21 protein-coding genes are annotated in these 15907 nt (G+C 41.4%); 15 read left to right on the top strand and 6 right to left on the bottom strand.

Annotated features, from left to right (window positions below; translation table 11 throughout):
* Positions 1-602 precede the first annotated feature (602 nt).
* From ACM0OR_RS25870 to ACM0OR_RS25860, 3 genes are all read right to left on the bottom strand, one after another.
* On the bottom strand, positions 603-3578 hold the full coding sequence (locus ACM0OR_RS25870; RefSeq protein WP_414579311.1) for a primase-like DNA-binding domain-containing protein: 2976 nt from the start codon (positions 3576-3578) through the stop codon (positions 603-605).
* Positions 3579-3907: 329 nt separating this feature from the next.
* Entirely contained in the window at positions 3908-4219 is a 312-nt protein-coding gene (locus tag ACM0OR_RS25865; RefSeq protein WP_414579310.1) for a hypothetical protein, read from the bottom strand.
* Positions 4216-4461, bottom strand: coding sequence for a hypothetical protein (locus ACM0OR_RS25860; RefSeq protein ID WP_414579309.1), 246 nt, complete (start codon positions 4459-4461; stop codon positions 4216-4218). Before ACM0OR_RS25860 ends, ACM0OR_RS25865 begins: the two co-directional genes overlap by 4 nt.
* 217 nt (positions 4462-4678) lie before the next feature.
* Between ACM0OR_RS25860 and ACM0OR_RS25855 the strand changes: the two genes are divergently transcribed.
* The 13 genes from ACM0OR_RS25855 to ACM0OR_RS25795 all read left to right on the top strand — a co-directional run bounded on the left by ACM0OR_RS25855 (position 4679) and on the right by ACM0OR_RS25795 (position 12361).
* Entirely contained in the window at positions 4679-5194 is a 516-nt protein-coding gene (locus ACM0OR_RS25855; protein ID WP_414579308.1) for a hypothetical protein, read from the top strand.
* A 37-nt stretch (positions 5195-5231) separates the two neighbouring features.
* Positions 5232-5441: a hypothetical protein gene (locus ACM0OR_RS25850; protein WP_414579307.1), complete on the top strand. Its 210-nt coding sequence runs from the start codon at positions 5232-5234 to the stop codon at positions 5439-5441.
* On the top strand, positions 5438-5731 hold the full coding sequence (locus ACM0OR_RS25845; protein ID WP_414579306.1) for a hypothetical protein: 294 nt from the start codon (positions 5438-5440) through the stop codon (positions 5729-5731). Before ACM0OR_RS25850 ends, ACM0OR_RS25845 begins: the two co-directional genes overlap by 4 nt.
* 73 nt (positions 5732-5804) lie before the next feature.
* Entirely contained in the window at positions 5805-5945 is a 141-nt protein-coding gene (locus ACM0OR_RS25840; protein ID WP_414579305.1) for a hypothetical protein, read from the top strand.
* A gap of 63 nt (positions 5946-6008) precedes the next feature.
* The gene (locus ACM0OR_RS25835; protein WP_414579304.1) at positions 6009-6308 is read left to right on the top strand and encodes a hypothetical protein; all 300 of its coding nucleotides are present in this window, start codon (positions 6009-6011) and stop codon (positions 6306-6308) included.
* Between the two features lie 7 nt (positions 6309-6315).
* On the top strand, positions 6316-6522 hold the full coding sequence (locus ACM0OR_RS25830; RefSeq protein WP_414579303.1) for a hypothetical protein: 207 nt from the start codon (positions 6316-6318) through the stop codon (positions 6520-6522).
* Positions 6506-7177 (top strand): hypothetical protein, encoded by a 672-nt coding sequence (locus ACM0OR_RS25825; RefSeq protein WP_414579302.1) that lies wholly within the window; start codon positions 6506-6508, stop codon positions 7175-7177. The genes ACM0OR_RS25830 and ACM0OR_RS25825 overlap by 17 nt, the downstream gene beginning before the upstream one ends.
* 63 nt (positions 7178-7240) lie before the next feature.
* A complete protein-coding gene (locus ACM0OR_RS25820; RefSeq protein ID WP_414579301.1) occupies positions 7241-9433 on the top strand; it encodes a hypothetical protein in 2193 nt (730 codons plus the stop codon).
* 297 nt (positions 9434-9730) lie between these two features.
* Positions 9731-10840 carry a ParM/StbA family protein gene (locus tag ACM0OR_RS25815; protein WP_414579300.1) on the top strand — a complete coding sequence of 370 codons (1110 nt, stop codon included), beginning with the start codon at positions 9731-9733 and terminating at the stop codon, positions 10838-10840.
* A gap of 50 nt (positions 10841-10890) precedes the next feature.
* Positions 10891-11124: a hypothetical protein gene (locus ACM0OR_RS25810; RefSeq protein ID WP_414579299.1), complete on the top strand. Its 234-nt coding sequence runs from the start codon at positions 10891-10893 to the stop codon at positions 11122-11124.
* A 1-nt stretch (position 11125) separates the two neighbouring features.
* Entirely contained in the window at positions 11126-11293 is a 168-nt protein-coding gene (locus tag ACM0OR_RS25805; protein ID WP_237997639.1) for a hypothetical protein, read from the top strand.
* 94 nt (positions 11294-11387) lie between these two features.
* Positions 11388-11822 (top strand): hypothetical protein, encoded by a 435-nt coding sequence (locus tag ACM0OR_RS25800; protein ID WP_414579298.1) that lies wholly within the window; start codon positions 11388-11390, stop codon positions 11820-11822.
* A gap of 110 nt (positions 11823-11932) precedes the next feature.
* Positions 11933-12361: a hypothetical protein gene (locus tag ACM0OR_RS25795; protein ID WP_414579297.1), complete on the top strand. Its 429-nt coding sequence runs from the start codon at positions 11933-11935 to the stop codon at positions 12359-12361.
* Between the two features lie 60 nt (positions 12362-12421).
* Here the strand turns inward: ACM0OR_RS25795 and ACM0OR_RS25790 are convergent, their stop codons facing one another.
* The 3 genes from ACM0OR_RS25790 to ACM0OR_RS25780 form a co-directional block, all read right to left on the bottom strand.
* On the bottom strand, positions 12422-12607 hold the full coding sequence (locus ACM0OR_RS25790) for a hypothetical protein (RefSeq protein WP_414579296.1): 186 nt from the start codon (positions 12605-12607) through the stop codon (positions 12422-12424).
* Positions 12608-12681: 74 nt separating this feature from the next.
* Complete coding sequence (locus ACM0OR_RS25785) at positions 12682-12846, bottom strand: hypothetical protein (protein ID WP_414579295.1); 165 nt, start codon at positions 12844-12846, stop codon at positions 12682-12684.
* A gap of 161 nt (positions 12847-13007) precedes the next feature.
* Positions 13008-13907, bottom strand: coding sequence for a hypothetical protein (locus ACM0OR_RS25780; RefSeq protein ID WP_414579294.1), 900 nt, complete (start codon positions 13905-13907; stop codon positions 13008-13010).
* Between the two features lie 156 nt (positions 13908-14063).
* On the opposite strand from ACM0OR_RS25780, the gene ACM0OR_RS25775 reads away from it, so the two are divergent.
* Positions 14064-15353 carry a protelomerase family protein gene (locus ACM0OR_RS25775; protein WP_414579293.1) on the top strand — a complete coding sequence of 430 codons (1290 nt, stop codon included), beginning with the start codon at positions 14064-14066 and terminating at the stop codon, positions 15351-15353.
* A gap of 50 nt (positions 15354-15403) precedes the next feature.
* Complete coding sequence (locus ACM0OR_RS25770; RefSeq protein WP_414579292.1) at positions 15404-15898, top strand: helix-turn-helix domain-containing protein; 495 nt, start codon at positions 15404-15406, stop codon at positions 15896-15898.
* The last annotated feature ends 9 nt before the right edge of the window (positions 15899-15907 follow it).

Genomic DNA, 15907 nt, shown 5'->3' with positions numbered 1-15907 from the left:
TGTGGGGTTGGGTTGGGTTGGGTCACATATCAAGAAAATTTGATATAATAGAAACATATTACTTACCTAATTTTTAATCCCCAAATTTTATAAGAACAACCGCACCTTATAGCGGAAGCTTCCCCGGTCTGTGCCACCTTCTCTTCTATCCATAGCAAAGTAATCCCCACTAGCATTAATCGGCAGTGGGGATATTGTTTTTTAATACGCCTGTGAGAGTTTGCAACTAATGGGACTCGCAAGAGGCTCTCTGGCTAGGCTACCGCAGTAATGTAATGTCCCGCTATCAATACAACTATCCAAGTAGATTACCAAATCTAGATGACCTTCATCAGATAGTTTCTTACGAAGTTTGTACCAAATGTTTAGCCCAGTCATAGTAATGGTTTCATCTATTTTTAATGGGCTTGCATTACTATCTATAAGCCTCGTTAGATCAATATAAAGAGTCTGTTCATCACTTATTGGCTCTGGTTTTTTTATCTTTTTAACTGTTGTGCAGGATTGCATATTTAGCCTCAATAAACCCACGACAACCGAAGCCCAATCTCTTAGGCTGTCGTGGGTGAGGCTTATTTCACCCAAGGATTATCTTTGTAAGTCTAGGTTGCCTTGGCTTCGTAGATGACCTGGCACTGGTCTAGGTAACTTACGTACTCTTCACCGTGCTTCCTAAAGAAAGCCTTAATGCCTGAAACAAGTGCAGCATCCTTCATTTGGGCATCAAGCATTATGCCCCCAATTTTTAATTCATCGTCCCAATTGTCGCGGATTTTTCTGGTATTAATTTCAACCTCGCTTGCCAGAAGGGTACTTCTGTCGTTAGCCTCAAGCGTCTTTTTAACTGCTTTAATCTCTGTTTGATTCCCCTGCAATCCCGTAGATGTTGGCTCTACTTCTTTGGGTTCTGGCTCTGGTTTCTCTGTTTTGGGGGATTGTCCGCCATTTTCCCAGAACTGCTCAAAAAGCTCTAGTCCACCTTCATTACAGAGGTTTTTGTTGCAACTCCAGATACCTGCTTCACTCTTTGTAAAAATTTGTGGAATAGATTCTAAGTTTCTCCAGTGTGCAGCAACATTTACTCGTGTACCTTTACCTGCTGTGGCTTTGCTGCGTTCAACCCTATTTTCTGGGAGAATCGACTTCGCGTGACTTGTAAAGCGGTTTACGTTTACGGGGCTGAAACCGTTCGCTTCGCAGTATTTTACATAGAGGTCGTACAGATGCCCTGTCGTCGTTGTGGTGCAACTGTCTGATGGGATTAAGCATTGATCAATAAATGCACGAGTTGAGTCACTAAAGGTTGCCTGTTCTTTTTTGAGTGCAGCGATCGCATCATTAGTTTTTGAGGCATTCAGTAGTATGTAGTCCCTGCGCTCTCTTGGCATTGCTAATGCCCAGCTAATCACATCTGCTTTACACTCTTGAAGCTTTTGTTCTAGGTTCGGGTCTGTTGCAACGGTTCTCCTTTTTGTGGGGATTGGTATAACTCTTCTGTCCCACCCATCCCCAGAATTTTCGATTTGGAGGTGGTCAACACTGGCTAGCCAAAATCTGCAATTCCATCGTTTGCTGTAACTATTGCTGCTAAATAGGGGTCTGCCTGATAGGCTGCCGTTGTCTACCAGCTCGTAAAAACTTCTCAGACCTGATTGAAATCCCCCCAAATCAGGAAAGTTCACGAGTCGGCAGCCTGTTAGGTTTTGGTGGCGTTTTTCTGGTGTGCTTAGTTCTTGGAAGCTTTGAAGGGATGCAACATATTCTTCACCAAAGGCTGATCCAACAAATCTGATAAGTGTTCCTTTCCCTGACCCTGAAGCCCCGATTAAATGAGGAGCAAAACCAAAAGGTGCTGTGGGGTCTAAGGTCATGCTCAAACAGGCTCTAATCGTTTCAAGGAACTGATTACCAAATGAGTTTTCAACGAACTCTATAAACGCCTGTGGGCATTCTCTATTCTCTTTGTAATCGGCGTTTACCTTGAATGTTAGGAAGTTGTCGCGGCTGTGTTGTTGTAGCTTCCCTGTCCTTACATCTACTGTTCCATTGTTGAAGGGTAGTAGGTGGAAATTGTAGGGGATGGATTCTAAGGTTAAAGCACTCCGGCAGAACTTAAAAGAATTTTTCTTGTTGTTTTCTGTCGCATATACGAACTCTTGGATTACATCTTCCTTTGTAATTTTTAGCCTGTACAGTTCCCGCAGCTTTCGAGTAGTCCACTTTTCGATAATCCCATCATCTACGTGATTCCAAACACCGTGACCATCGTACTTGTAGTAACCATCGTTGATTACACAAAAATTCCCGTCACCATTCTCAAACAAAGTTTTTAGGATGGTGTCTTCTACTGTTGTAGAAACCTGATTTTCATCAGTTTCTATTGGGGTTTGAATACCAAGCAAAGCATTTACCCGTTTCTGGCAGGCATCATCACCACCTTTGTATTTACAGGCAGGCATACACTTTGATGTATCTTTGATAGATTCAATGATGCGCTTCACTCTATCAGGTGCTAGCCCAAGTTTTACACCACCTATTAAAGCAATCTCTTGAGGGTTTCCGTAAAACTGGATATTCTTATCACTACACCAGTTAACCCAACCGTAAAGGTCGTTTAGGGCTGTTGTGAGTGCCTTGGATTTGTCCATCCCTTCAACGTCACCTTCTAATCTTTGACGATTTTTTTGGGATATTGCTTCAATTAGAAAAATGCCTTCCATCCCTTCAGATAATGCTCTCTTCTTAATTTCATCAAAATCGACAGAGGCATCTATATTATCATTCGCAGGTAAATCAGCCAAAGCAACTGTCGTAGTTGTTTCAGCATCGTCATCGGTTGCGATCGCTGCTGTGGCTCTTACAACTGCTGACGATGCCATCCAATCATTTAAAGACTCTGGGATTTTTGGAATCTCTAACTCTTTTTCGGACTTAGCTTTGAAGATACCAATTGCTTCTAAATTATCAAACTCTGGGATAGTATCAGCGCGGCTTATGCTGGTGTAGTTGGCTGATGTACCCTTAGAAGGTGCTAGGACTGCAAACCTTCCCTCACCTATTGCTTCCCCGATTTGTTTACCGCCAAAGCCGAAGTTTGTAAAACTTGGTGGCTCTTTTACCTTTACTAGTACCCGATATCCACCCGATTGAGTTTTATCAATCCAGCCAGATTTTAGTTCTGGTGTGGCATTCAACCAAGACTCGGTTAGGCGATCGCATTCCTCCTGGGTATCGAAATTTTTACGATCAACATCAATTGCTATATTGTGCTTAGTTCCCAGACAACCGATTCCCGTATCCGGGTGTACAAACCACTTTTCGCGCTCTGCTTCTGTAGGGGCTTTTACTTTATAGAGGGAATGTAAGATTGTGTGTGGAACTCCCTGAGCATCTAAATAGCTAGGATTTTTACCATTGAATTTGGGAATGATTTCCCCGTTACGATCTCTTTCTACATTTCCTTTTGAGTCTTTTTTGGGGTACTTTGTAGCATCTTGTAGGGGGGCTACTGGCAGGGGGATGAAACCTAAATTTAAAAGAGAATCGAAAACTAATTTACATTCGTTTTTGGCATTCATGTGGGATTTCCTTGTATTTTTGGATTCCCACCTACTTACAGATTTTTGCCTTTTAGATTTAGTATTGCTAGAATTAGGGTATATTAATACTAGATATCACATTATAAATACTAAATCATTTGATTTGGCTCATCTCATCACTAACGCGACCAACGTAGTGGGCAGGTGGGCTTTTACTTTGCTTCTTTCACTATAGATCAAAAAATCAGTATGTTTCGCCTTGTCACAGAAAAATTTAAGACTATCTAATTTCTACTACTGAGATATCTCGTCTGTCTCAGCAAGGCTTATAAGATTATACGGTAATTTAACTGTCAGATTTTTATACCTCATCCTGTATGCCCGTTGCCATTACCTCCACGCTGCAATAGATATTCCCAGATGCGCCTAATTTCTGATTGAAAGATTTCGCGATCGCTCTCAGCATTAGCTATTACAGTTTGGAAGTAGTCAGTCAGCAGCCCTACGTCATCCGTCAGACCATCTACTTTTAAAGTCAACTGGTCAAGCCTTGCGGTCACTTGTGCGATCGCTTGGGTGTTTGCCTGTTGCTGTTTTGCGGTTTCGCCTAGTGCAGTTGTAGTTAGGAGTAGCAACTGTTCAATTCGGTCAAGTCGGTTACTTTGTGGTATGTCGGTCATTCGTCCCCATCCTTACTTTTTTGGTTTCCGCCTCTGGTTTCTCCCAGTGGCTCTGTATCTTCTGCTAAAAAGCCTTCTCGCTTCAAAACCTCCATTAGTACATTTTCAACTACTCGGTTCGCGCTGGTGTTATGTTTCCGCGCTAATCCGTTTAGTCCATCAAGGATAAGTTCATCGATTTTGAATGTTCTCGTTTTTCTGTGGCGGGACATCTCCAAATCTTCTACTACTGCTAAATACATAATCTACTCCTTTTTTAATCCTATATGAGTGCGCTTGCCATCTATTCTATCTATTTTTATAGGCAAAAGTAATACTTTTGATGTGTTATTTAATTAGTATATGTTATCAAAGCCTGTCTATATATAACTGATTCAAATATCAAAATAACCGCAAAAGCAATACTTTTGAGTTAGCATAGCAGTGACAGCATACAAATCACCCCACGGAGGGGACTTTATGAAGCTACCGGATTCAATCTCAAAAGCACTCGAAGATTACACCTATTGGTACGAACCTTTTGTACAACGCAATCCCGAACACAATCTTGCTCACTGGATGAACCAAAATTGGGAACACGCAGTGAATCACTTTATCTTTCCAAATGGCGCACAGATGCCCAAGGGAACGCAACGTGAAATCCGCGAAGCTTTCTTATCTAATTACGAACCCACAGCATTAGAAGCCAAAGTATCGGAACTCTTAGTAAGTACACCCCAACGCACAGTAGCAGCGATCGCAGCACTCAGAAAAAGCGATATGAGCGATCGTAAGAAACTAGATAGTATTTGGCAACTATGCGAAAACTCAAGCCTTGAACCGACTTTGCTTGAAGAGATCGAATGGTTACGTGGCAACATTGAACGCTACCACGCGGAACTCAACCCTAAAGATAAAGAGCCTCTCTATGTGCCTCCTGTAGATGCTTCCAAATTCTCTTCCAAATACAGCACCGGATTCTTTTCTCCCCTCTAATCCACACTCACGGGGCTTAAATGCCCCTTACACAAACATGAACCCAGACCTCCAAGCCAAATTTATAGAAGCTTCCACGCTCATGGGTGATGCTCTTGCCCAATCTCCTAGTTCACCTCCAATCCCACCAATCCTTACAAAATTCCCTATCGATATCACGAAAGCTAACCCCAAAAAACTAGACGCAGCACTAGACAACGCAATCCTAGAACTAAAAATCTTTCACTATTTTGGAGACAAACCATGAGACTTTCCGTAAATGCAACCCACAACCAATTTTTACAAACGATCGCCTCTCAAATGTCTGCATCACCAGCCGAAGCACTCAACTACCTACTTTGGGAGTTACGCCGTCAGAATTTTAGCTTTGGCTCTCCCCTTCAATCCCCACTACCATCTCCCCAGCCAGCATTACAACCACAGATAGGGTTTAAAAGCCCAGGGGCGATCGCGCATTTTGAGGAAGTATCAGCAGAACTACCCCAAGAGATTGACCCGATTATTTCCCGTATTGCAGGACTGATTGAAAACTTTTAAATAGCAACTGCGATCGCTCTCGCAAAGTTCCCGCAGTTACTATGTTTCACCACTCGTAAAAATGGAGATTCTAATGCGATTCTATCTTAGTTCCCTACTAATTGCCTTGACCATATTGGCTTACATTCCCCCTTCAGTAGCCAGTTCCACAAATCCACCACAACCACAGCCTATAAATCCTATTCCTCATCCTGGTAGTGGTCGCCGTATCTAGTTTTAAATTTGCCTACTACCTATGCGGTAGTAGGCGTAAACATTTACATCATTAAGGAAACAAATGACTAGAACCCCACCAATTAAAGCCTTAGTTTACTTTGAGAACCCCATCTGTGAGTTAGAGGGGAGTGTTTTGAAAGGGGAATTTATGAAGTCTCTTATTTTCGGTGAAGACTCCCCTACTATTCACCTTCATACTGTCCCTAATGTTGGTGATTATCTCCATCTAATAGATGAAAGCTTTGAGTTCCAAGTTAAACAGGTTTTGCACTGTGCAACAGTCTCTCGTCCTGAGCATTTTATCAAGATTCTAGTATCACAAGTTCAAATGTCGGATTGGACTATTTACGGATTTATCTAGGAGGGTTATGAACGAAATTCCAGACTACCACCCCTTAAAAATTGCCCCCGATCAGATAAACGAAACCTTTGATAACTTCGACATCGATGAACACATAGACCAGAGGATTGAAAGACTTTTATCGAAGTTTGACACTGCTGAAATTCAAGACCAAGCTATTCGACGTACACGCTCAATTTACTTTAACCAAGGCAACCATGACTACAACTACTAAAAAACGAGTTACACCGCAAGAAGCCCTCAAAAATTTAACCAAATCTGCACCAAAGGCTACAAACTTCACTAGCAGAGAACAGCCCAAACCTGACTTAGATAATCTGCAATCTGCTGATTACAAATCTATTGCAGCAAACGGACTACCTGATATAGATGTAAATGCGATCGCTGCCCGTTTACCTAAACATGATGCTTTAGTTATAGAAGACCCTCTCAACCCTCCCGAAAATTCCCCCAGACAAACGGATGCTCAACGACAACATACTAAAGTTGTTTACTCAGAGATCATCAATGCTCGTGAATCAATTGGGGATGCTAACAAAGCTATAAAAGCTGATTTCGATGCTCGTAAAGAAGGTATTAAAGCTTTTGGTGCTGGCGTTCAACTCGCAACAGAAGTTGAGAAAGTCCGGGGCAACCTCATGGACTACTCAAGTCAAATTGAGCAAAACAAACAGAAGTATGTAGGGCTGGCTGTAAACCAGTACAAAACAGCAATTGAAGTTGAGCGCGCAGTCTTTCAAAAGATAGACCTAGATGCAAAACTCCAAGATGATCAATTAAAAGCTGAGTTGAGTGTTGAAAAGGTTAAAAAGTCCAGAATGCTGCTAGACGATTTTAAAAAACAGTTAGGTGAATCAAAGCCTAAATAACAGTGCAAGGTCTGGCCAGTCCCCAGACCTAATATAAATCTTCAAAACTAAGGAATTAAAACAATGAAGGCAACACACGCGATCGCCTCTATTACATTTGGAACATCCATAGGGTTTTTAATTGGTATTGGTTTGGCGAGTGGGAGCTTTAAAGAGTCTTACAAAATATCTACTGTTGGTGGGATTGGTGCATTTTTAGGAGGGGCGATCGCTCACCTAATTTACGATGGCAAGATGGCTAAAAGGGAACGTGAAATTAATTCCCAGCACGAGAAATTCATTTCAGAAATGAAAGCTACTGCCAAGTCAGACCGTCTCAATATTGAGGCTAAATTCAACCATGAAAAGCGGGAACTTCAAAACCTCCTCACTCAAACCCAAAATGCTTTAAATCAACTACAGTCAGAGTCTCGCTACAAAGATGCGACGGTCGATCGCCTTAATGCCGACATAGCTAGATTAGAGATTGCCCTCAAGGAACATCGCCAGCAAGTCGCTGAGTTAGAGCGTGAAAACTTGGAATGGTCATCTAGTTTCGAGACTGGTGTTGCTTCCGAGGTACAAAAGCAAGTTAACCATCTCCGACAAACTGAAATTAAAAAAATCTTTGATGACCATGACAAAGTAGTTGCAGGTTACAGAGATGTAGTAACTGAACTTAAGGATGTTTTGAAAGAAGTCCGTCGCCGAAATCATGCCCAGCGTGAGTTTGTTGTCGGTGCGGCAGAGAAGTTTAACTCTACTTTAGAAACTTATGCGGATGCTTGCGAAGAGGCACAAGAGGATCAACTTACCCTCATAGATACCCTCAAGCTAAAAATTGCAAGACTTGAAATGCAACTACAAGGCGATATTTCAGAACCTCAATTGATGGAAGAACGCTATAACCCCAACATTGCAACCGCCAACGACCTTGCCCGTGAGATATTCCTTAAACTCAGAATACCTCTCATAGTCAAAGGTGTCGATGTAAATGAAGGTGTAACTACAGTCGGATTTGGCTATTCAAAATCTGATGACCCTAGTGCGATCGTAGAAGCTATTGAGGGAATGAAAAAAGAACTTGCACACAGGTTAGACGTTTGTAAGATAACCAGTATTCGTAAACTCCCAATCACTGACTGTATAGCGATCGCCTTCAGACGCGAACCTGCCCTTACCCAAGATTCAGTTAAAAACTTGATTGGTAGTCCTCAAGAATTTATAGACTACATCATTACCAACCCCATCCGTTACAGAATCATGGCTGACCCAGGAACGGGCAAAACTCCAAGTATGGCTGTAATGGTAAGTGAGATTTTGAAAGCTGGGGGAGGTAAGCGCATGAATATGGCAAACGGTAAACGACTGCCTACCCTTGTAAGTGTTGCTTATCCTGATGCTTTGAGTTCTGCTAAGGATGCTGAAAACTACCCACTAAAACCGTTTTTAAAATACGGTGACTCAACCGCAGCAATCAAAAGCTTTAAAGATGCCTGCGATGATTGGGACTACCGCAAGCATGATATCAAATATTCTGAGAAGTTTTTTCAGTTATGGTGCTGGGAGGAATTTGATTACACCTTGGGTAGTGCTGATGACCCCAAAGCGATAACCGATAAACTCAAGCTTCTATTGCAGAAAGGTGGGCATAACAATATTGGCTATATTGTCTCAGGACAGACCATCATGACTAAGGCGATCGCTGGGTTTACCAACGATGACCGCTCTATGTTCATAGAAATGGTGATAGGTGTAGACAAAATCCGCAAGTATTTGAACACCTATGGTAAGGGTAGAAACAGTGATTCTCAGTTAGCTAAACTCACAAATATTTTAGATGACATTGAGGAGTACATTGAGAATCAAAATAACAAAATTGTAGACTCTGCAAGATACCTGAGATTAGCCTTAATCCGTGACGAGCGATCGCCTAAACTCTACTTTCTTCCAAACTTAGATTTAGCTAATTTCGATATAAATGAAATTGAAGCTACAAGACAATTGGCAGAGAACCATAAACGTGGTATTGCTGCCAGTCTCTCTGATGGTGGATTGGTACAAGTTAGTCAAAACGCTTATACACAAAGCACTTCCGCAGAAATGGCAGTGTCACCAATTCCTACAATGTTAGATACCAGCCCATTGGCACAAAACCGATCCAAACCCCACTGTCCTCACTGTGGAAGTCCTAATCTTTCACTCCAAAATGGCAACCGTTACTACTGTAAAGACTGTAAAAAACGCACAGTAGGGACAAAAATGATTTGGAAGTAACTAATAGTTTTATTTGGGGTTTATAGATAGTTTTAATTAGTAATTAAAAGTTCATATAACCAATACATTACTAATGCTTCTGGCTACTGTAAACCCTAATCACAAACTGTTAACTAAAATGCTCAAGTTTCTGTTAATAAATCTCACCTAACCGTACTCATTAAAAACTGACTGACTGACTATGTAGTGAAAATGTACCCCAGAATGTACCCCAAAACGTGGGACACTATGCTATGATAAAACGAAGGTTAGCTTAAAAACCCTAAAAGCGTTGACACATAAGGAATACACCCAAATATGGCAGAAATACAACAACCCAAAACACCCCAGTCTGTACCCCAGAATGTACCCCAAAAAGACACCCAATCTAGTAAATCAAGTAAGAGTATGGCAACTGTAAAAACACCTTCACCAGTTAAAAAACATTTCAAGACTAAATCAGACCTTGGTAATCACTGGTTTAAATTAATTGTCGATGGCTATGAAGAACCTTTGAGAATCCCCAGTTACCTAGCCCCTTGTTCTGATATGTCTGGAGACATCTTAGGTCACGTTAAGTATTTAAGTGGTGACTGCCAAGGCTTAATAGGGCAGTGCTGGTTAGTTGGCACACAAGCCTATAGAGCAAGCATGAGCGATACCCAGATTACATCTACTCGTTTAGTTGAGGAGTACAACGGTAAATCTGATTTATGGTTGCAATATTTCTTAGGTGCGATCGCTCACCTGCCCACTATAAATTCTGAGCAAATTCATACAGTTTCAGTTAGCTGCAACGATGTCAAACGCCATAAAGATGTAATCAAAGCCTATGAAGGTACTCACACAGTAGAGCTTAGAGGGCAGAAAGCAACTATTCAAATAAAGATAGCGAGTATCGTGCCTGAAGGATACGGGGCTATAAAAGTGCATGGCTTATCTGGTGATGTAACTCTGTGTGATATTGGTGGCGGTAACGTTACAGTTTCCCAATTTTCAAATGCAAACTTGATTGCAACTCCGTCCGTTGCAGACTTTGGGGTTGACTACCTACTCAAAGGACTTATGGCTGATAGCGAACTAAAACGCCTAATCAACCAGCCACCATCTGAATATGTGCTTACAAAGTCCCTGGAAACTGGTTATAAATCGGTCAAGCCCAAGGGTGCAACTGAGTCTCAAACAGTGCTTTACTACGGAACTACGGGCATTGATATCTACCCTGTCTACATCCGGTTGCTAAATGATTTTATTAAGTGCAAGTTTGCACCTATCGGTAAGCGGCTTGCAGAGGCTCAAAACCTGAATGAAAAGGTTCTGGTGATTGGTGGTGGATCGAAGTTGCCAGGGTTACGGGGGATCTTAGTTAAAAAGGGTTTTATCGTTTCAGATAAAGGTGTGTTTGCAAACGTTGAGGGGCTGGACTAATGATTGAAAAAGCCCGTATATCGAAGAGGTTACAGGACAGATTAAAAACTATGTCCGACCTTACCCAGACCGCAGAAAATACCCTAGTAAATGATGCTCTACAACTGTTTTTAGATTGCTATGACTTACTAGGAGCTAAACCAGATTTAAAGACTCTGCTAGGTGGTGTAAAGCCTACTCCGACAGTTCAAATCACACCAAACTTAGAGCCACAAATAGAAGTTTCTGAACCTCAAATTGTAGACGATCTAGACAACACTGATGGTATTGAGGAGTGTTTTTAAAATGCAAACTAAAATTGAACTGCTGAAAGAGATAAAAACCTTTGCCCGTGACAACGAGATATCTTTTAGCGAAGCCTTAAGTTTCTATCAGATATATTCCTTGAGAACACTTGAAAAGTGTATTTCAGACAGCCTTAGCGATTTAGCCTCAGTTATCGAAGTTAAGTAGAGCGATCGCACCTTTGGGAGTTTAACTACTCCCTTTCTCCACAACCTAATTAATTAGATTCGGTTGTGGTGAAACATTCAAAATAAAGGTTTTTATGTCGCAAGCTTACGAACTATTTACAGGGTTTTTGATGACTGAGGTTGAGGCTTGGGCTAAGGAATTTAATATTTCCATAGCAGAAGCCTACAACATCTACACAGAAGGCTGGAAAGGGCTATTAGACACAATCAGAATAGAATCCGTGGTTACTAAAAAACCAGCCATGCAAATCATCTATAAAATCCTAGACACTTACAACGACTACGAGCATATTAAAAAAGCTATGCCCTACCAATCTGACCAAACCCGTACCATAAAATCCCAAGTGCGATCGCTCTCCGAACTCCTAGAATCTGCTGAAGATATCCTTGCAGAAATCGCCAAACATCCCCACTACTTGAGATTACTTGAAGATGGATATGGTGCAGATTTAAACATAGCGGATGCCCAAAGTGCGATCGCATATTTACAGGATGAATTGATTAGTTAATTTCTAGTGGTAAATAAGCATAAAAATAGCCCCTATCTTGCCGTAGATAGGGGACTTTCAGAAGTATTCTGTTAATATAAATTTAAGATGTTTTTTGACTCACAAAGATAATGGTAGCACACAAAAGTCCAAATTTTAAAATTATCAAGCGGTGGCTTTTCTCCTCAGAAATTGACACTGTACTTTCCAAGCATTTAGCAGTAGAAAGCGGTAGTTTAAATCCGATTACAGGCACATTTAAACCTGGAAAAGCATCAGACTATCAGAAGGAACTGAATGCCCTTAAAAAGTCCCTTTTAGATGCAATTCAGGATGATTCAAGAGAGCATTACCCAATGGTTAGACTTGGGCATGATTTAATAGTTGGAGTTCACATTGAAGATTGGAAACTATTCTGCGTGATTGATACTTCCTCACGGGGTTTTGCATCCGCGAGATTCGATCCAGAGTTTGAGGGTATTGAATATTTTGATTTTGAATTTAGTGCATTTGACTGGGCTAAAAAATACAAAAATAGGCTAAAATTTGCTCAGTTGTAGATTTTTAAATAAGTTGATACCAAGGACATATGGTGAGCGGGGGCAATGTTCCCGCTATTTTTATGCAGATTTCATCAGACAGCGTAATTCAGAGTAGAAGCGATCGCGCCTAGCTTCAATCATCTTATGGTGCTGATACTTTGCATAGTAGTGATTGAAAACTGGGATTAGAAGGGAAGCGATCGCATTTAGGATGATGCAAACTGCGATTAGTAGGGCGATAATTACTGCGGCTGGGGATTGCATAGTTTTAATTTCCTGTAGTGGTATGGGTGAAAAGGGTAGGGGCTAGGCTCATCACCTAGCCAGGGGATTAGAACTTAGAAGGGAACGTTACCTGAGCCAAAGTAGCCAGTTAGGTAATCAGGGGATTGGGACTGGGGAGGTAAACCGATCGCACTGTCGAACTGTCCATCTAGGCGATCGTTTGCTGTCTGTGGTGCGGGTGCGGGGGCTTGGGTGGTTTGTGTTAGTGTGGTTGTCATAGTAATCAAATCCTTTTTTGGAGTATGGGACGTTGGCGCGTCCCTTTTCTATATACATACTAGCCCCCTAATCTATAGATTGACAAGGGGGCTAGTATAAAGATTGTATAAACATTAAAAAAGGAGGCTGTAACCTCCTGTTGGTAAGTATCGGTAGTGTTTTAGCCATTGGGTACGAGTTTCACGATATCAACTTGTTCCCGAATATCTTGTCCGGGCTTGCGGTTGTGGTATTGGTCTTTTTTAGGGTCTACAAAGCCATATTTAGCGTGATGGGAGGCGATATCGTCTTGAAATTGAGCGCAAACCTTAGCGACTGTCTCAGCCTTAGTTCCTGTCAATTTTTGAACTATAGAGGGTGAAATATACCAGCGTTGGGAGTGTTCTGTGCAGTTGTCGTTGTAAATTTTGATAGCGGCGATCGCTCTGCGGGTCAGTTCCTCGCCTCGTCCTGGGAATGTGTTGTATTTTTTGGTTAGCAATTCCTCAGTCGAAACCTCACGAGCATCAGTGTAAGGGAAATCCTGTTTTAGTCTTTCATGCTGGGCTACAACAGATTTCACATAAGCCATAAAAGAGTTATAGCCCAGTGCATCTGCGGATTGTCCAGTGAGAGCGATCGCTTGCTTGGCTAGTTCCTGTTCTTCTGCTGTTAAGTTGAATGTGATAGTCATAGTTTCTGTGATTTGTGTTTCAGGTTGAGTTTCGGTGATTTGGGTTTCTGGTTGAGTTTCTGGTTGAGTTTCGGTGATTTCGGATGTATCACCAACAGAATCCCTTGTAAGATATTTAAGAGCTAAATGCTCCCAGCGTTCTTTATTCCCTTTTCCTGAGTTAGTGAAATATTGAAAAGGATTCTGCTGTTCAGTTGTGTCGGGAAATTTTGCTTTGATAGCTTTTCGCACTGCTGTTAAAGGTTTAGCCCTGCTGTTTTTGTATTCAGGGTAAGCCTCTTTAATCTCAGCAGCGATCGCGTCGCATAAAGTCTGAATTTTGCTGCTTTCTGTTACCCCTTCTAGTCTCTGGGCTAGCTCTTGCCCCTTCTCTAGCCATTTGCTCATAATAGTAATATCAGTGTTTTCAATCTCTATACTAGCCCCTACTTAATATTATTGCAAGGGGGTTAGTATAGAGATTACTTATATAACTACAGGTGACAACTACAGGCGAACTAAGGTATACTTTTAGTTATATACAGGTATTAACTACAGGTGAATATGTTAACAGCAGCAGAACAGGCAGAGAAACGCGCCAAGGTTGCAAAGTTTGGTGAGGAAGATTTGAATTTAATGTCTGTGGCTGGACTAAAACAGTTAGCGGCTGGGATTGTACCGAACTACAGCAAACTTAAAAAGCCAGGTTTAATCTCTGAGCTTATGGCTTGTAGTAGGGCTGAGAGAGTATTAGTTGATTTAGTCCCTGATATCCCCCTAGAGGCTTTAGAGGAAAATAGATCCAAGGTAAAAGCTTTCTCAGAAGATGTAAATGAAGATTTAGGGATATGGACACGAAAGCTTTACGGTGAATTTAGAGCATTAGTACAGTCACGCTGGAAATCGGACGGAACTTGGGACGATGCCATACATGGAGATATGGCGGGATTGGCTTATAGAGTAGTGATGTATTTAAATCAGCGTGAGGGTGATCAATCTGATGGTGGATTATCTTGGGCAACAAAATTAAGATACCGGACACATATTTGTAATCTACTCTCTGAGTTAGTTGAGTCTGAATTGGGAGCGGTTTACTACAAGCAATTAAAGTCAAGCTTGGAGATGTTACTAAGACAAATTAAAATCCAAATCTCCGAACTGACTCATAAAAAGAAAGGTCATCAAGAGCGTAGGCTTGCAGAACGTAAACCGCAGAAAGCCACTATTGATTTAGTCCCACTACATGACTTTGCCATGACAGTTCTAACCAATCTTGATAAGTTGACTTATAGAGATTGGAAACGAGTATCTATTGCAATGGTGATCGCAACGGGTAGACGTTTGGCTGAGGTTCACCAGTCATCTACTATCTTTGAATTAGTGGATAGTCATCACGTAGCATTTAAGGGTCAGCTAAAAGTTAAGGGGGATGCAGCCAAATACTTTGAAGATAATCCTAGTTATGAAATCCCTGTTTTAGTTGGTGCTGATTTGGTAGTAGTAGGGCATCAATGGCTTAAAGATAATGGCAAGGTTGTAGACTCCCCAGAAGGTGTAAACCGTCGTTACAGTGGCGATATTTCTGATGCTGTTAAAGTGCTTAAAGGTAGATTGGGAATAGAGCATAAGTTTTTTACTTACAAAGGTTTGCGGACGATTTACGCTCAATCCTGTAATGCCATTTTTAACAACAGTGACCCTGACAATACACTATTCCTAGCCAAAATATTGGGACATGGTAGAGGTGAACTCCTGTTAGGCGACAACCTAACTGATATGCTCACACCACAGTCTTACAATTCTGATTTTGTGGTTGTAAATACCGACGTTGTAAAAACACGTTTAGGTCTATAAATGCCACAATTAAAGTATTGAAAAACATTGAAAATAATTGAAATATATTTATGAAAGAAACTAAAACATTGTCAGCACTTCAAGAACAAGCCGCGCTCATGGTGGCCAATGGTAAAAATCATAGTGAAATTGCAGAAGAGTTAGGCCGTAGCCCAAACTGGGTAGCACGTCTTGCGATGTCGCAGGAATTTAAAGATAAAGTGTCGGAATTTGAACAGGAAATAAAATCACAATTAAAATCACAATTAACCCTACAAATATCAGATGGTGTTGGGGATGTTCTGGCTTTTAGGGAGCGGTTAAAAACTTCGGCTGATGATATTCATAGAGTAGGTAAATTACTATTATCTAAAGTCACGAAAGCTATTGAAGATTTAGAGAGTGAAGATATCCCTGTCAGCCGATTAGGGGGGATGCTCAGGACTGCCACAGATGCCATTGATTGCTCAACGACGATGACACGCTACTCACTGGGTATTGATGAGTTAGTTGATGAACTAGTTGATGTGCAAAAATCTGCTGGTAGTGGTAAGGTCACAAACTGAAACAACTCC

The organism is Anabaena sp. CCY 9402-a (genome assembly GCF_963920945.1).
Classification (GTDB): Bacteria; Cyanobacteriota; Cyanobacteriia; order Cyanobacteriales; family Nostocaceae; genus Trichormus; species Trichormus minutissimus.
This window is presented reverse-complemented; position numbering and strand designations above follow the sequence as displayed.

Bases quoted from the DNA above. Each gene is read 5' to 3' on its own strand.
- ACM0OR_RS25870 (WP_414579311.1), bottom strand. From the start codon at position 3,578: ATGAATGCCAAAAACGAATGTAAATTAGTTTTCGATTCTCTTTTAAAT.
- ACM0OR_RS25865 (WP_414579310.1), bottom strand. From the start codon at position 4,219: ATGACCGACATACCACAAAGTAACCGACTTGACCGAATTGAACAGTTG.
- ACM0OR_RS25860 (WP_414579309.1), bottom strand. From the start codon at position 4,461: ATGTATTTAGCAGTAGTAGAAGATTTGGAGATGTCCCGCCACAGAAAA.
- ACM0OR_RS25855 (WP_414579308.1), top strand. From the start codon at position 4,679: ATGAAGCTACCGGATTCAATCTCAAAAGCACTCGAAGATTACACCTAT.
- ACM0OR_RS25850 (WP_414579307.1), top strand. From the start codon at position 5,232: ATGAACCCAGACCTCCAAGCCAAATTTATAGAAGCTTCCACGCTCATG.
- ACM0OR_RS25845 (WP_414579306.1), top strand. From the start codon at position 5,438: ATGAGACTTTCCGTAAATGCAACCCACAACCAATTTTTACAAACGATC.
- ACM0OR_RS25840 (WP_414579305.1), top strand. From the start codon at position 5,805: ATGCGATTCTATCTTAGTTCCCTACTAATTGCCTTGACCATATTGGCT.
- ACM0OR_RS25835 (WP_414579304.1), top strand. From the start codon at position 6,009: ATGACTAGAACCCCACCAATTAAAGCCTTAGTTTACTTTGAGAACCCC.
- ACM0OR_RS25830 (WP_414579303.1), top strand. From the start codon at position 6,316: ATGAACGAAATTCCAGACTACCACCCCTTAAAAATTGCCCCCGATCAG.
- ACM0OR_RS25825 (WP_414579302.1), top strand. From the start codon at position 6,506: ATGACTACAACTACTAAAAAACGAGTTACACCGCAAGAAGCCCTCAAA.
- ACM0OR_RS25820 (WP_414579301.1), top strand. From the start codon at position 7,241: ATGAAGGCAACACACGCGATCGCCTCTATTACATTTGGAACATCCATA.
- ACM0OR_RS25815 (WP_414579300.1), top strand. From the start codon at position 9,731: ATGGCAGAAATACAACAACCCAAAACACCCCAGTCTGTACCCCAGAAT.
- ACM0OR_RS25810 (WP_414579299.1), top strand. From the start codon at position 10,891: ATGTCCGACCTTACCCAGACCGCAGAAAATACCCTAGTAAATGATGCT.
- ACM0OR_RS25805 (WP_237997639.1), top strand. From the start codon at position 11,126: ATGCAAACTAAAATTGAACTGCTGAAAGAGATAAAAACCTTTGCCCGT.
- ACM0OR_RS25800 (WP_414579298.1), top strand. From the start codon at position 11,388: ATGTCGCAAGCTTACGAACTATTTACAGGGTTTTTGATGACTGAGGTT.
- ACM0OR_RS25795 (WP_414579297.1), top strand. From the start codon at position 11,933: ATGGTAGCACACAAAAGTCCAAATTTTAAAATTATCAAGCGGTGGCTT.
- ACM0OR_RS25790 (WP_414579296.1), bottom strand. From the start codon at position 12,607: ATGCAATCCCCAGCCGCAGTAATTATCGCCCTACTAATCGCAGTTTGC.
- ACM0OR_RS25785 (WP_414579295.1), bottom strand. From the start codon at position 12,846: ATGACAACCACACTAACACAAACCACCCAAGCCCCCGCACCCGCACCA.
- ACM0OR_RS25780 (WP_414579294.1), bottom strand. From the start codon at position 13,907: ATGAGCAAATGGCTAGAGAAGGGGCAAGAGCTAGCCCAGAGACTAGAA.
- ACM0OR_RS25775 (WP_414579293.1), top strand. From the start codon at position 14,064: ATGTTAACAGCAGCAGAACAGGCAGAGAAACGCGCCAAGGTTGCAAAG.
- ACM0OR_RS25770 (WP_414579292.1), top strand. From the start codon at position 15,404: ATGAAAGAAACTAAAACATTGTCAGCACTTCAAGAACAAGCCGCGCTC.